The sequence below is a fragment of the Pseudomonas tremae genome (assembly GCF_001401155.1).
GTDB classification, from domain to species: Bacteria; Pseudomonadota; Gammaproteobacteria; order Pseudomonadales; family Pseudomonadaceae; genus Aquipseudomonas; species Aquipseudomonas tremae.
Map to the genome: position 1 here is coordinate 303937 of NZ_LJRO01000090.1, position 15423 is coordinate 319359.

The window sequence follows — 15423 nt, forward strand, 5'->3', positions numbered from 1 at the left end:
GTTGATAAATTCTGTCAGAGCAGTGGGTGTCAGGCTGTCTTTTCCTACGGACCATGAAGGCAGAGAGCCACAGCTTAGGCGTTGTCGTAAAAGCCGACATGCCGCTGCCGTTTGTTGGCAGGCCCCGACTGACAGTGTGCTTGTTGATGAGCACTTCCATGACTATGTCGGGCGTTTAAACTAAAGGTTTATGGCGCTGTATAGTTTTACGGTCACAGCCCGCCTTTTGAAAGCAAACTGTATATTGTAATTATCCTGAAGGCCCTGATAATACTTCGGTCATTATTACTCAGGGAATGAGTCATGCCCGACCACACACTTGATTGTCAGCCTGATCTTCGATGCGGTGCCTGCCTATTGTTGTTGTCTGAACGACAGGCAGGGGACGCCCAATGAGTTCTATCCACGAACAAGCCATGAATTACGTCTACCAACAAGTACTGCAACGGCTGTTGGGGTACTTCACGCGTGCGGAACGAACGGCACTGCAGTTATTGATTCAGCGGTTGATTGTCGCTGCAGGCGGAATCGAAAGGATTTCCGGTTTCAAGGTGCTGGTTCTTTTTGGTGGCGGCAAGGACAGTGCCTACACACTGGCTTTTTTACGCGCTGCGCAGTTGAGCATTGCTTGCCGGTCGCCAGGCACGTTCAGCCTGCGAGTTGCCAACCGGCGTCATGCGGGCATGACGCCGGCGGTCATGGACAACATCAACCGTACCTATTCCGCGCTGTTTCTGTATGACGACCCACGCGTGGAAATGCTGGTGATCGACAATCAGTACACCCAGTCGTTTGAGCCGGATCTGCCTTTTTCCAGCGCCGGTCGAGAGCAGAATCGTCTGGACATGCTGCTGGGTGGTCATCTGTCCGCAGGAGACGCCCGCACCACGTTCTGCAATTCTTGCTACCTGGGGCTGGCCGAGTTCGTGGGACGTGCGCTGAGCTGGGGGAATGGCGTCGATGCAGTGGTCAGTGGCGATTCGCGCAGGGAGCAAAAGCAGTACATCACCTGGATCATGCGCCTGGCCCAGCGCACCGGGCAATACTCCGGCAGCTGGCGCGGTCAGACCCTGACCGGCGTGCTTCAGGTGATCGACACCATCGGACAGGCCTATTATCACGAGTTATACGGGGAGGGCGATGAAGGCCCTCGAGCGGTTCGTCCCCTCGCTTATCCGGAGAAAGCCAGCGCTCCTGCGTTCATCACCATCGCCGATCTGGTCAGTTGCAAGGCAGACGAGCACTGGACCTTGCTCACCGAGTTTCTGGATTTTCGCTTCGATGACCTGTCGTTCAGCTTCAGTGAGTCCGATTGTGCCAACCCTTTGCTCATGGCGCACCTGCGGGGTCTGACCACCCAGTACCTGCAAGGGCGCACCTATGCTGACGGCATCGCTGAATACCTGCAGTTGGCAACCTCACTGATGCGCAGAAAACAAATGCCGAAGCGGTTGGTCGATCAGGCGCTCGGCGCCTATGCCGGTAGAGCGCGCATCGAGGCGCGTCGCGAGCTGGCGTCTGGCTTCGCTCAGGACGGTTTCGGCCTGAACGAAACTCAATTGGTCTGCATGCTGTTCTCACCCTTCGTGAATCAGGGTGATGGCCTGGAGATGTTTCTGCGCCGCTGCCACCCCGGCATGCTGGTCGCGTTGCCGGATCTGCATAAGGCGCTGTCAGGCTCGACCGCCCCGGAACAGGTGATGCAATGGCTGGTGGATATCAGCGGTTTAAGCCTAAAGTCGCTGCAAAACCTATATTGCAAGCAGCGGGTCGACTTCGCTGACGAGAACTCGATCATCGCCCGCATACGCGCTGCAGACCCCGACAAACGTCAGGTCATGACCGTTGACCCGGCTACTGGTCAGGCCATGGCAGAAATACTCTCCGGACGCTGATCATGAAAAGCAGATCGGACTTCGCTTATCAGGCGATCTATCGCTATCTGGCGCGTCTGGCTGATGAGAAGCAAGGTGGGCTGCTGTTGAAGATGCCGTCTTTGCGTCAGCTTGCTAACCGTCTTGGTGTGTCGATATCCACGGTACAACGTGCCTATTCGCTGCTCGAGAAAGAAGGGCGGGTCTACTCGTTGGCCAAGTCTGGCTATTACTCGGCACCGCTTGGTCAGGACAGGCTCGTCGGCGCTGACTGCGAAGGTGATCTGTTACAGGTTCTGCAGCACAACGCTCAGCGTCCGGGAATGGTCCTGCTGGGCGGCGATGACCCCACATTGCTTCATCCTCTGGAAAGTCCGTTGCTGGCGATGGAGCGTGAGTTGATTCGGCACTATCCGCGCCCCCAGGCGCCTGGTTTTCAGCCCTTCGGTGACGCGGAATTGCGCAGCGCGTTGGCGGCCTGTTACACGCTTAATGCGGAGCACTGCTGGCACGCCGACCATGTCTACATCGCACCTGATCTGTCAGGGGCGTTCAAGGCCGTGCTTGAAACCCTGGGCCTGCGTGGCGCGAAGGTCCTGGTTGAGTCGCCTTGTGCCTGGACGTTGTTGCATTTGCTGCAATCATTCGACATTCAAGTCGTCGAGCTACCGCTGGATCAGGGCGGCAATCACGATCCAGAAGGGCTCGATGACCTCTTACAGACAAACCACATCGGTCTCGTAGTGTTGCCCTCGGGACTGAGTCCGGTGCGAGGAAGTGTGCGATTGCCAGCCAATAACCAGGCGATCGCCACGGTACTCAATCGTCACAAGGTATGGGTGCTGGAAAACGATACGCACAGCGAGTTGCAGTTTGTCCCCGATCCGTTTCGTCTACGCCACTTGATTGACCCGCAGCGGCTGGTGATCATCGGTGCATTCGACAAGCGTCTGGGGCCTGAAGCGCCCTACGGTTATTTGCTGTGCCAGAATCTTGAAGCGCAATGGCAGCGGTACTTTCTGCTGCGGGCTTTCAAAATGCCTCCGGTTCGCCAGCGGGCCATCGCGAGGCTGTGCAGCAATGGACGACTGGACGCATACCTCAAGGTGTTGCGGGAGACGCTGATCATGCGTGCGCAGTCCATGACACAGCTATTGGATGAGCACATGGGCGGGCTGCTGCGCTATGAAGTCCCCGAGGGTGGTTGCGGAGTCTGGGTCGAGAGCGTGTCTGTCGTCGACATGCGTCAGGTGTTCGATGTGCTGTTGGCTCAGCGTATTGTCGTGACTCCGGGCGAACTGTTCAGTCTGCGAGGCGATTATGGGCAATATCTGCGCCTCAGTTTCGCCATCGACTGGAGTTGCGATCCAGTCATATGGCCAACGGCTTTGGCAGAGGCCCTGAAGGGCGCACGTCATGCATGAATCCTCAGGCGGCAGGCCGTCGATCCATTTGTATTTGCCAGACGTGTTTCAAGGCTGTTAACTGGACGCCTGTCCAGTATTTTCAATCAATGGCTACCCCTCGCAGTGACCCTTATTGCCCCTGTACATCCCGATCCTGCACCTGCCATCGATGACGATGCACCCGCGCGTTATGTGGTGGCCGTGCGCGCGTTGTGCGAGTTCACCGCCAAGGCTGGCGATCTCGACCTGCGTTTCACGCCATCGCCTACCGCGCAGGACGGGATTGCCGGGCATCGCACGGTTGCTTCGCGTCGTGGTGCCGATTATCAGGCCGAGCTGTCGTTGGCGGGCGACTACCGGGAACTGACGGTGAGGGGCAGGGCGGACGGCTATGACGCAGGTCGCAACCAGCTTGAAGAAGTGAAGACCTATCGCGGCGAGCTGGACGCCATGCCCGCCAACCATCGTCAATTGCATTGGGCGCAGGTGAAGATTTATGGCTGGCTGCTGTGTCAGCGTCTGCAGCTCCGGGAGGTGACGCTGGCACTGGTCTACTTCAATATCGTCAGCGAACAGGAGACCCTCATTCGTGAGTCGTTCAGCGCCGCGACGCTGCAAGCGTTTTTTGAACAGCAGTGCACGGTCTTTCTGGGCTGGGCTCGGCAAGAACTGGCGCATACCCGAACGCTTCATCAGGCGCTTGGTAGCCTGACGTTCCCCCATGCCTCGTTTCGTACCGGGCAGAGAGTGCTGGCCGAGTCGGTGTACAAGGCGGTCAGCACCGGCTGGTGCCTGATGGCTCAGGCACCGACCGGCATCGGCAAGACCATCGGCACGCTGTTCCCGCTGCTCAAGGCAGCACCGGGCCAGAAGCTCGACAAGATTTTCTTCCTGACGGCCAAGACCCCTGGACGTCGCCTGGCGCTGGATGCACTGGGGGTCATCAAGCACAGTGCGCCCGAACTGAAATTGCGCGTGCTGGAACTGGTGGCGCGGGACAAGGCGTGCGAACACCCCGACAAGGCCTGCAACGGGGACTCCTGCCCACTTGCCCGAGGGTTTTACGATCGTCTGCCTGCGGCGCGTGCTGCTGCGCTGGAATCGCCTTGGCTGAATCAGGCTGGGGTTCGCGACGCGGCCTTGCAGCATCAGGTGTGTCCGTACTACTTGAGTCAGGAACTGGCGCGATGGGCCGACGTGGTCATTGCCGATTACAACTATTATTTCGACCTGAGCGCAATGCTGTTCGGGTTGAGTCAGCTCAATCAGTGGCGGGTGGCGGTGCTGGTCGACGAGGCGCACAACATGGTCGAGCGCGCGCGGCAGATGTACAGCGCCAGTCTGGATCAAAGCCAGTTGAAGACGTTGATCCAGAGCGCACCCGAACCCGTGAAAAAAGCGTTGCAGCGCGTGGATCGGCAATGGAGTGCCCTGCACAAGGCCCAGCCCGGTGCCTATCAGGCTTATGCGGCTGCACCGGAAAAGTTCGTCAACAGCCTGAATCTGTGTATTTCGACCATCGGTGATCATTTCAACGAGCACCCGCAGGCGGTGGATGGCACGTTGCAGGGCTTTTATCTGGAAGCCATCGGCTTTGCGCGCATTGCCGAGCTGTTCGACGAACACTTCATTTTCGACATCGCCCGGCGCGAGGCGGGCGGCAAGCGCATCCTGTCGCGTCTGAGCCTGCGCAATGTGGTGCCGGCACGTTTCATTCGTCCGCGCCTGGGCGCTGCGCGCAGCACCGTGTTGTTCTCCGCAACGCTCAACCCGCGGCATTACTATGCCGACCTGCTCGGGCTGCCGGACAACACGGCGTGGATCGATGTGGAGTCGCCGTTTCATCACGAGCAACTTGATGTGCGTATCGTCAGTCGTATTTCAACGCGTTTCACTCATCGTCAGGCGTCGCTGGCGCCGATTGTGGAACTGATGGCCGAGCAGTTCGAATCCAGGCCAGGCAATTATCTGGCGTTCTTCAGCAGCTTTGATTACCTGCAACAGGTTGCAGAACTGATGGCGCATACTCATCCGCACATCACCCTCTGGCAACAGGCCCGGGGAATGGGCGAGGAGGAGCGCCACGCGTTTCTCGAGCGTTTCACCTTGAGCAGTCAGGGGATCGGTTTTGCAGTGCTGGGCGGCGCTTTCGGCGAAGGTATCGACTTGCCGGGTGCACGCTTGATCGGTGCCTTCATCGCTACGCTTGGGCTGCCGCAGCTCAACCCGGTGAATGAACAGTTCAAGCAGCGCATGGCCGCACTGTTCGGTGCCGGCTATGACTACACCTATCTTTACCCCGGTGTGCAAAAGGTCGTGCAGGCAGCTGGGCGGGTGATTCGCAGCCAGAGTGATCGTGGCGTCGTGATGCTGATCGATGATCGGTTCGCCGAGCCCAAGGTGAAACAGCTGTTTCCGGCGTGGTGGCGTCCTGAAACGTCAATCGGTTAGGGATCAATACTCAAGCGGCGCTGTCGAACTGCCAGTAAACTGCCGTAACAATTTGATTTTCATCGGCAGCAAGTCTTTCTTTTTGCTCCGAATTTCATTTCTTCGTGGAGGTTGTATGAGTCTCAGTCCTTTCGCCGGCAAGCTGGCACCTGCGCAGTTACTGGTCGATATTCCGAGACTGGTCACGGCTTACTACACGGGCCAGCCCGATGCATCGGTGCCTGTTCAACGTGTTGCGTTTGGCACATCCGGGCACCGCGGCACGTCGTTTGACCTGGGCTTCAACGAGTGGCACGTACTGGCTATCAGCCAGGCAATCTGCCTGTACCGCAAGGCCAATGGCATCGACGGTCCGCTGTTTCTGGGTGCAGATACTCATGCGTTGTCCACGCCGGCCGCTGCCTCGGCGCTTGAGGTGCTGGCCGCCAACGGTGTTGTCGTAATGATTTCGCAAGACGACGAGTACACGCCGACGCCTGCCGTTTCTCACGCCATCATCTGTTACAACCGTGGCCGTACGTCCGGCCTGGCGGACGGCATCGTGATCACGCCTTCGCACAACCCGCCGCAAAGCGGTGGCTTCAAGTACAACCCGCCCAATGGCGGTCCGGCCGACAGCGATGTCACCAAGTGGATCGAAAACAAGGCCAACGAACTGCTGGCTGCGAAATTGGCGGGCGTTTCACGTATCAGCCATGAAAAAGCACTGCGTGCCGACACCACCCATCGCCATGACTACGTCAATACTTATGTGGCTGACCTGAAAAGCGTCATTGATCTGGACGCCATCCGCGATTCGGGTCTGCCTCTTGGCGTTGATCCACTGGGCGGTGCCGGGGTTAATTACTGGTCGGCGATTGGCGAGCATTACGGCCTGAATCTGGACGTGGTCAACAAATTTGTCGATCCTACGTTCCGCTTCATGACCGTTGACTGGGACGGGCAGATTCGCATGGATCCGTCCTCCAGCCATGCAATGCAGAGCCTGATCGGCCTCAAGGATCGTTACCAGGTAGCGTTTGCCTGTGATCCGGATCACGACCGTCATGGCATCGTGACTCCCACTGGCGGGCTGATGACGCCTAATAGCTATCTTGCTGTGTCGATTGATTACCTGTTCCAGAACCGTCCCGAGTGGCGCGCTGACGCCGCTGTGGGCAAGACCGTGGTCAGCAGCGGCATGATTGATCGCGTGGCTGCACGTCTGGGACGTCGCCTGTATGAGGTGCCGGTGGGCTTCAAGTACTTCGCGCAGGGGCTGTTCGAAGGGTCGCTGGGCTTTGGCGGTGAAGAAAGCGCGGGTGCCTCGTTCCTGCGTCGCGACGGTACAGTGTGGACCACCGACAAGGACGGTCTGATTCCGGCGTTGCTGGCTGCAGAAATGACGGCCCGCACCGGTCGTGACCCAAGCGAGCTCTACAAGACTATGACCGACGCGCTCGGCGAGCCGTTTTCGACCCGTGTCGATGCCAAGGCCAATCCGCAGCAGAAGGCGCTGTTGAGCAAGCTGTCGCCGGAGCAGGTCACCTCCACCGAGCTGGCAGGCGAGTCGATTCAAAAAGTGCTCAGCAATGCGCCGGGCAACGATCAGGCATTCGGTGGCGTAAAAGTCATGACCGAAAACGGCTGGTTTGCCGCACGTCCCTCGGGCACTGAAGACATCTACAAAATCTACGCCGAAAGTTTTGTCAGCGAAGATCACCTCAAGCGCCTGGTAGCGGAAGCTCAGGTGCTGGTGGACGGTGCCATTTCGCCGAAGTGATTTAGCCGATAACGGCTGGCGTCATGTGCCTGCGGCTGCGCAGGCCTGAGCTGGCAGATGTATCGAGAAGCCTCGAATCGCCCGATTCGGGGCTTTTTTATTACAGCGTTGGCCGTCAGTCGCGATAGAAGACTTGCACAAGGTGATAACCGAACTTGCTTTTGACCGGCCCGTGCACGACGCGCAATGGCTTCTTGAAGATCACCTGATCGATAGCGCCGACCATTTGTCCAGGTCGTACCTCACCCAGATCGCCGCCACGTTTGCCTGAGGGGCAGCTAGAATGCTTCTTGGCCAAAACATCAAACGCCTCACCCTTGGCAATACGCTGTTTGAGCTGTTCGGCCTCTTCGGCGGTCTTCACCAGAATATGGCGGGCTTGGGCTTTCATGTCGCAATATCACCTGTTGCAAAAGGCTGCCATTATGCCTGCCATTGGTAATTGATGCCCAGACAGGCTCCCAACGCCTGCCAGGGTAGTGCTGTTGCACGCGTACCGTCGTCAAGGCGCTCCGCTTTTACTTCACTTTTGTACGGTATTGATTATGGATTTCCCGGCGTTGTTGAAGATTCTGGCCAGCCAGGATGGATCAGACCTTTATCTTTCCACCGGAGCACCGCCCTGCGCCAAGTTCAACGGGGTGCTCAAACCGCTGGGCAGTGAAACCTTCAAGCCTGGCGACGTGGCTGCGATTGCTCAGGGGTTGATGGATGAAGAGCAGAAACTCGAGTTTCTGCGCGAACTGGAGATGAACCTCGCGGTTTCGCTGGCGGGTATCGGCCGGTTCCGGATCAATATCTTCATGCAGCGCAACGAGGTGTCTATCGTTGCCCGTAACATCAAACTGGATATCCCGCGCTTCGAGGAGTTGCACCTGCCGCCTGTGTTGCTCGAGGTGGTGATGGAAAAGCACGGTCTGGTGCTGTTCGTCGGCGCCACCGGCTCAGGCAAGTCGACCTCCCTGGCTGCGCTGATCGATTACCGCAACCGGAATGCTAGCGGGCACATCATCACCATTGAAGACCCGGTCGAGTTTATCCATCGACACAAGAAATCCATCGTCAATCAGCGCGAGGTCGGCGTCGACACTCGCAGCTTCCGCGCGGCACTGAAGAACACCCTGCGTCAGGCGCCGGATGTGATTCTGATCGGCGAGATTCGTGACCGCGAAACCATGGAACACGCACTTGCGTTTGCCGACACAGGGCATCTGGTGATCTCGACCCTGCACGCCAACAATGCCAACCAGGCGCTGGACCGGATCATCAATTTCTTTCCGGAAGAGCGCCGCGGGCAGTTGCTGCATGACCTGGGCAACAACCTCAAGGCGTTTGTCTCGCAACGACTGGTCAAGACGCCTGATGGCAAGCGGCGAGCAGCGGTGGAGGTGATGATGGGCACGCCGACCATTCGCGACTTGATCCAGCGCAACGAACTGACGGAACTCAAGGGCATCATGGAAAAATCCGGCAGCCTCGGCATGCAAACCTTCGATACAGCGCTGTTCAATCTGGCGATACAAGGAGCGATCAGCGAAGAGGAGGCCTTGAAGAATGCCGACTCGCAAAACAACGTGCGTTTGCGCCTCAAGCTGCACAGTGAAGGCGGAGCCGCCACACTGACCGCGCCGCCCCCGGCACCGACCGGTAGCCGTACTGCAAACACCGCCGAGTGGGGTCTGGTCGACGATGAGGAGCCCGGCCCTCAGGCGTGAACCTTTCAGGTAATTGCCCAAGGGCTTGTGTACGAGTGGCGTTGTTACAACGCCAAGGGCGGAAAGTTAGCGCCGCACGCGTTCCTTTGCGCACCTCGTCATTCAGGGTGGGCAGCGGCCAGCAGTTCGCGTGTGTAGGGATGTTGCGGTGAATCGAAAAGATCGTGACTGGGCCCGCGTTCGACTACTTTCCCATCCTTGACCACGATGACGTCATGGGCCAGGGCCTTGATCACGGCCAGGTCGTGGCTGATGAACAGGTAGGTGAGCCCATGCTTTTGCTGGAGGTCGCGCAGCAGCGCAACAACCTGTTTCTGCACGGTGCGGTCCAGCGCCGATGTCGGCTCATCGAGCAGTATCAGCGCGGGTTTCAGCACCAGCGCCCGTGCGATTGCGATACGTTGACGCTGGCCTCCGGAAAACTCATGGGGATAGCGATGGCGGGTTTGCGGATCAAGGCCGACTTCTTCCAGTGCGCGAATGACCTCGGCATCGCATTGTGCAGCGTCGAACCGGCTGTGTACCTCAAGGCCTTCGCTGATGATCTGCGCCACTGACATACGCGGGCTGAGGCTGCCGTAGGGGTCCTGAAAAACCACCTGCATCTCCTTGCGCCAGGGCCGCATTTGTTTCTGACTGAGTCCATCCAGCGCCTGACCCTTGAAGCGGATGCTGCCTTGCGATTCCAGCAGGCGCAGGATCGCCTGGCCCAGCGTCGACTTGCCGGAGCCCGACTCGCCGACGATACCCAGCGTCTTGCCACGCTCGATACTCAGGCTGATGTCGTCCACCGCTTTCAGGTATTCCTTGTGCTGCCGCAGAATGCCGCCGGTGAGAGAGAACCAGATCTTGAGATGATCGACCTGCAGCACCGTTTCTCGAGAGTCGCGCGGCAGCGGTTCGCCCGCAGGCTCGGCGTCAAGCAGCAATCGGCTGTAAGGATGCTGCGGTGACTTGAACAGCGATTTGCAGTCCGACTGCTCGACAATCTCGCCCGCGCGCATTACGCAAACCCGCTGCGCCACACTGTGAACCAGGTTCAGATCATGGCTGATCAGCAGCAGCGACATATTCAGGCGTTGCTGCAGCTCCTTGAGCAACAGAAGAATCTTGCGTTGCACGGTCACGTCCAGTGCCGTGGTCGGTTCGTCGGCAATCAGCAGTTCCGGTTCGCAGGCCAGCGCCATGGCGATCATCACCCGCTGGCGCTGGCCGCCCGACAGTTCGTGCGGGTAGGCTTTCAGGCGCTTCTCCGGCTGCTGAATGCCGACCAACTCCAGCAGTTCGACAATTCGATTGCGGGCCTCGCGCCCGCTGATTCCGCGATGCAGCAGCAACGTCTCACCAATCTGGCGTGAAACACTGTGCAGCGGGTTCAGGGAAGTCATGGGTTCCTGGAAGATCATCGCAATCCGGTTGCCACGCAGTTCACGCAGGGTACGATCATCTGCGCCAACCAGTTGCTGACCACGGTAAGTGATGCTGCCGGTGGTCTGCGTGCCAGTGCGCGGCAAGAGCTGCAGGATCGAGTGGGCGGTGACGGATTTCCCCGAGCCCGACTCGCCGACCAACGCCAGGCATTCACCACGCCTGACATCCAGGCTCAGATGGCTGACCACTTTCTGCCCATTGAAGGCGACACTGAGGTCGCGGATTTCGATCAGGGTTTCCGGCATGTCAGGACCTCGGGTCGAAGGCATCGCGCAACGCCTCGCCTATGAATACCAGCAGGGTGAGAATCAGCGCGAGCGCAAAAAACGCAGTCAGGCCCAGCCAAGGTGCTTGCAGGTTCTGCTTGCCTTGAGCGATCAGTTCGCCAAGTGAAGCGCTACCTGCCGGCATGCCGAAACCCAGAAAATCCAGCGCGGTGAGGGTCGATATGGCGCCAGTCAGGATGAATGGCAAGTAGCTCAATGTTGCGTTCATGGCATTGGGCAGAATGTGCCGCAGGATGACCTTTCGGTCGCCGAGACCAAGTGCGCGGGCGGCTTTGACGTATTCCAGGTTGCGGCCGCGCAGGAACTCTGCGCGCACCACATCGACCAGCGTGAGCCACGAAAACAGCGCCATGATGCCCAGCAGCCACCAGAAGTCCGGTTCGACGAAGCCTGACAGGATGATCAGCAGGTACAGCACCGGCAAACCTGACCAGACTTCAAGCAGCCGTTGGCCAAACAAGTCGACCCAGCCACCGTAATAGCCTTGCAGCGCACCGGCGGTGATACCGATCAATGCGCTGATAGCTGTAAGAACCAGCGCAAACAGAATCGAGATGCGCGCGCCGAAAATCACCCGGGCCAGCACATCCCGCGCCTGATCGTCAGTGCCCAGCCAGTTGCTCGCGGAAGGCGGGCTGGGGGCTGGAGTGGTCAGCTCGTAGTTGGGTGTGTCGTCGCTGAAGGGGATGGGTGGAAAGATCATCCAGCCGTCCCCCTTGGCAATCAGCTGGCGCACGTAGTCGCTGCGGTAGTCCGGCTGGAAGGGCAGCTCGCCGCCAAATTGCTGTTCGGTGTAACGCTTGAAAACCGGGAAATACAGCGAATGCTGGTAGCTGACCAGCAGCGGTTTGTCATTGGCAATCAGTTCGCCGCCCAGGGTCAGAGCGAATAGCCCGCAAAACAGCCATAACGACCACCAGCCCCGGCGATTGCTGCGAAAGCGTTCAAGGCGGCGACGTGCCAGCGGAGAGAGGTTGCGCATCAGGCATTCCTCGCGCTGAAGTCGATTCGTGGGTCGACAAGGGTGTAGCAGATATCGCCTATCAGCTTTATCAGCAGGCCGAAGACCGTGAAGATGAACAACGAGCCAAACACCACCGGATAATCCCGCGAGACTGCCGCTTCGTAGCTCATGCGACCAAGACCATCCAGCGAGAAGATCACCTCGATCAGCAGCGATCCGGCAAAGAACACGCTGATGAACGCCTGAGGTATGCCCGAGACCACCAGTAACATCGCATTACGAAACACATGCCCGTAAAGCACGCGCCGCTCGCTCATGCCTTTGGCCCGCGCTGTGGTCACGTACTGGCGAGTGATTTCGTTCAGAAAAGAGTTTTTTGTCAGCAGGGTCAGTGTCGCAAAGCCACCGATCACCAGTGCGCAGACTGGTAGCGCCAAGTGCCAGAAATAGTCTGCAACCTTGCCGACCGTCGTCAGTTGATCGAAATTGTCCGAGACCAGCCCACGCACCGGAAACCAGTTCATGGAGGTGCCGCCGCAAAATACCACCACCAACAACATGGCGAACAAAAAGGCCGGTGTGGCATAGCCGATGATGATTGCTGTGCTGCTCCAGATATCAAACTGGCTGCCGTGCCTGACAGCCTTGCGAATCCCCAATGGGATTGACACAAGGTAAGTCAGCAAGGTCGCCCAGAGCCCCAAAGAAATGGACACGGGCATCTTCTGCAAAATTAGATCGGTCACCTTGGCGCCACGGAAGAAGCTGGAACCGAAATCCAGCCGTGCGTAGTTTTTCAGCATCAGCCAGAGGCGCTCATGCAGCGGCTTGTCGAAGCCGTATTGACGTTCTATCTGCTTGATCAGTTCCGGGTCCAGCCCTCGGGATGCTCTGGAGTGCCCGGAGCTGGCCGACTCTGTCGCGCCAGCACCTGCGCCGGCGGTTGCGGCGCCGACCCCCTGTAAGCGTGCGATTGCCTGCTCGACGGGGCCTCCGGGGGCCGCCTGAACGATGAAGAAGTTGACCAGCAAAATGCACAGCAGGGTAGGGATGATAAGCAGTAGCCGTCGCAAGATGTAACCCAGCATCAGTGCATCTCCGCAGCAAGGGCCGAGGCGCCGCGCTTCTCGGCGAACTGCTCGTTGGTCAGCGGCGTGGGGCTGATTTCCCACCAGGTTTCGATGGCTTCGCTGTTGCTGGCCTGGGTTTTCGGAATGCCGAAACGGTTCCACCAAACGGTCGAGGAACCCGGTGGGTAATAGTTCGGGATCCAGTAGTAATTCCATTGCAACACGCGATCCAGGCAGTGCGCATAGTCGGTCATGGTCTTCTTGTTGTCAGCCTTGAGCAGCCCTGCAATCAAGGTGTCGACCGCAGGGTCCTGAAGCGCCATGTAGTTGTTCGAGCCAGGATCCATAGCCACCTTTGAACCAAAACTGTTGTACAACTCGGCTCCGGGGGACGTAGATACCGGGTAACCGGTGACAATCATGTCGTAATCGCGGGCCATCACACGGTTCAGGTACTGCGCCGAGTCAATCCGGCGAATGTCAAAATGGATGCCGATCTGCGCCAGCGTGCGCTTGTAGGGCAGCAGCATTCTTTCGAGCCCTGTCTGCGCGTTGAGAAACGTGAAGCTGAAAGGCTCGCCCTTAGCATTGACCAGCTCATCGCCTTTAGGTGTCCAGCCCGCTGCCTTCATCAGCGCCAGGGCTTGCAGCTGCTTGTCGCGAATAAGGCCTGTGCCGTCAGTCTTGGGCGCTTTGAACACGGTATCGAATACCTCGTCCGGGACCTTGCCACGCAAGGGGGCGAGGATTTCAAGTTCGGCAGCTGTGGGCTGCTGGCTGGCGGCCAGTTCGGAGTTCGAGAAGTAACTGTCCTGGCGAATATACATGTCGCGCATCATTTGCCGGTTGGTCCATTCAAAGTCCCAAAGCAGCGAGAGTGCCTGGCGTACGCGGCGGTCCTGAAACATGGGTCGACTCAGGTTGAACACGAAGCCCTGCGAGCTTTGAATGGCACCTTTGGCCAGATGTGCCTTCTGCAGTCGTCCATCGCTGAGAGCCGGACCGTCATAGCGTATCGAATAGCCAGTCGCCGAAAATTCACGGTTGTAGTCGTAGGCGCCGCCTTTGAGAACCGTGCGAGCCACGTCGATATCACCGAAATACTCGATACTGAATTTATCGAAGTTGTACATGCCTCTGCTGACTGGCAGGTCCTTGCCCCACCAGTCGGGGTCACGTTGAAAGGTAATGGTGCGGCCCGGATCAACATGGCCGATGGTGTAAGGACCACTGCCAGGCGGTATCTCAAACCCGGCGCCACTGGCGAAGTCGCGGGATTTCCACCAGTGCTCCGGGAATACCGGCAATGAAGCCAGATCAAGGGGCAGGGTGCGGCTGTCGTTTTGCTTGAAGTCGAAACGAATCTGCGTGGGCGATTCGACCGTCACATCCTTGACCGACTCGAACTGAGTCCGGTACTGCAGGCTGCCTTGGGTCATCAACAGTTCGTAGGTGTATTTCACATCATTGGCCGTTATCGGTGTGCCGTCGCTGAAGCGAGCCTTCGGGTTCAGGTAGAACCGCAACGACAGACCGTCCTCACCGCGCTCCATCTTCTCGGCAACCAGCCCATAGACCGTATAGGGCTCATCCAGCGAGCGTATGGCCAGCGGCGCATAAAGCATGCCGTTGATCTGTGATACGCCCAGGCCTTTGTCGGTGAACGGCATGAGGTGATCGAACTGACCGATTTCGATGGCTGAGCGACGCATGCTGCCGCCCTTGGGAGCATCCGGGTTCACGTAGTCGAAATGCCTGAAGTCAGCAGCATAGCGCGGCGCTTCGCCATAGACAGTCAGTGCATGTTGCGGTGCGGCGGACAAGGGAGGCACGGCGCCGAACAGGGTCAGCGTCAAAGCGAGCAATGATGAACAGACAAAACGCATGACTCGAATCCTGACTGATGTCCGCAAGCGAATATCAGGGTTAAAGGTGACGGGTGATCGGACACGCAAAGGCACAGGCAAGCAGGCCGTGCATCGATATCGCGATATCTTCTACAGACAAATGGCCGCTTAGCCAAGCCACTGCAGGCAGGCGTCTGAATCAATCGCCGGAAACGAAAACGGCCCATCCGAAGATGAGCCGTTTGGCACTCGGTACGGCAGGATCAGTCCTGACGGCTGGTCACTTCCAGCAAGTGGTAGCCGAACTGGGTCTTGACCGGACCCTGAACAGTATTAACCGGCGCACTGAAAACCACCGTGTCAAATTCCTTGACCATCTGGCCTGGACCGAACGAACCCAGATCGCCGCCCTGACGGCTGGACGGGCAGCTGGAATTGGCCTTGGCGATTTCCGCGAAATCAGCGCCGCCTTCGATCTGAGCCTTGAGTTCGTTGCACTTTTCTTCGCTCGAAACAAGGATGTGGCGGGCAGTGGCTTTAGGCATGGGAAATAATCTCCTGTGAAAAAAAGAAAGAGCGTACCGGATTCAGTGCGGTATTTCCCGACAAAGTTCCT

11 protein-coding genes are annotated in these 15423 nt (G+C 58.3%); 5 read left to right on the plus strand and 6 right to left on the minus strand.

All coding sequences use genetic code 11. The features are described 5' to 3' along the window. Positions 1-392: 392 nt before the first annotated feature. From ALO43_RS07900 to pgm, 4 genes are all read left to right on the plus strand, one after another. A complete protein-coding gene (locus ALO43_RS07900) occupies positions 393-1895 on the plus strand; it encodes a hypothetical protein (RefSeq protein WP_054997344.1) in 1503 nt (500 codons plus the stop codon). Between the two features lie 2 nt (positions 1896-1897). Beyond that, entirely contained in the window at positions 1898-3298 is a 1401-nt protein-coding gene (locus tag ALO43_RS07905; RefSeq protein WP_054997345.1) for an aminotransferase-like domain-containing protein, read from the plus strand. 105 nt (positions 3299-3403) lie between these two features. Further along, entirely contained in the window at positions 3404-5731 is a 2328-nt protein-coding gene (locus tag ALO43_RS07910; protein WP_054997346.1) for an ATP-dependent DNA helicase, read from the plus strand. 115 nt (positions 5732-5846) lie between these two features. Continuing rightward, entirely contained in the window at positions 5847-7493 is a 1647-nt protein-coding gene (gene pgm, locus ALO43_RS07915; protein WP_024669303.1) for a phosphoglucomutase (alpha-D-glucose-1,6-bisphosphate-dependent), read from the plus strand. Positions 7494-7608: 115 nt separating this feature from the next. Here the strand turns inward: pgm and ALO43_RS07920 are convergent, their stop codons facing one another. Next, on the minus strand, positions 7609-7884 hold the full coding sequence (locus tag ALO43_RS07920) for a peptidylprolyl isomerase (RefSeq protein ID WP_024691119.1): 276 nt from the start codon (positions 7882-7884) through the stop codon (positions 7609-7611). 154 nt (positions 7885-8038) lie between these two features. Here ALO43_RS07920 and ALO43_RS07925 point away from each other — a divergent pair, with 154 nt between their 5' ends. After that, a complete protein-coding gene (locus tag ALO43_RS07925; RefSeq protein ID WP_024691118.1) occupies positions 8039-9208 on the plus strand; it encodes a PilT/PilU family type 4a pilus ATPase in 1170 nt (389 codons plus the stop codon). A gap of 98 nt (positions 9209-9306) precedes the next feature. On the opposite strand, the gene ALO43_RS07930 is transcribed toward ALO43_RS07925, so the two are convergent. From ALO43_RS07930 to ALO43_RS07950, 5 genes are all read right to left on the minus strand, one after another. Further along, on the minus strand, positions 9307-10884 hold the full coding sequence (locus ALO43_RS07930) for an ABC transporter ATP-binding protein (RefSeq protein WP_054997347.1): 1578 nt from the start codon (positions 10882-10884) through the stop codon (positions 9307-9309). A 1-nt stretch (position 10885) separates the two neighbouring features. Beyond that, entirely contained in the window at positions 10886-11908 is a 1023-nt protein-coding gene (locus ALO43_RS07935) for an ABC transporter permease (RefSeq protein WP_024669300.1), read from the minus strand. Next, on the minus strand, positions 11908-12978 hold the full coding sequence (locus ALO43_RS07940; RefSeq protein ID WP_054997348.1) for a microcin C ABC transporter permease YejB: 1071 nt from the start codon (positions 12976-12978) through the stop codon (positions 11908-11910). The genes ALO43_RS07935 and ALO43_RS07940 overlap by 1 nt, the downstream gene beginning before the upstream one ends. Then, positions 12978-14846 carry an extracellular solute-binding protein gene (locus tag ALO43_RS07945; RefSeq protein WP_005892517.1) on the minus strand — a complete coding sequence of 623 codons (1869 nt, stop codon included), beginning with the start codon at positions 14844-14846 and terminating at the stop codon, positions 12978-12980. The genes ALO43_RS07940 and ALO43_RS07945 overlap by 1 nt, the downstream gene beginning before the upstream one ends. A 224-nt stretch (positions 14847-15070) precedes the next feature. Further along, positions 15071-15394: a peptidylprolyl isomerase gene (locus tag ALO43_RS07950; RefSeq protein WP_255870765.1), complete on the minus strand. Its 324-nt coding sequence runs from the start codon at positions 15392-15394 to the stop codon at positions 15071-15073. Between the last annotated feature and the right edge of the window lie 29 nt (positions 15395-15423).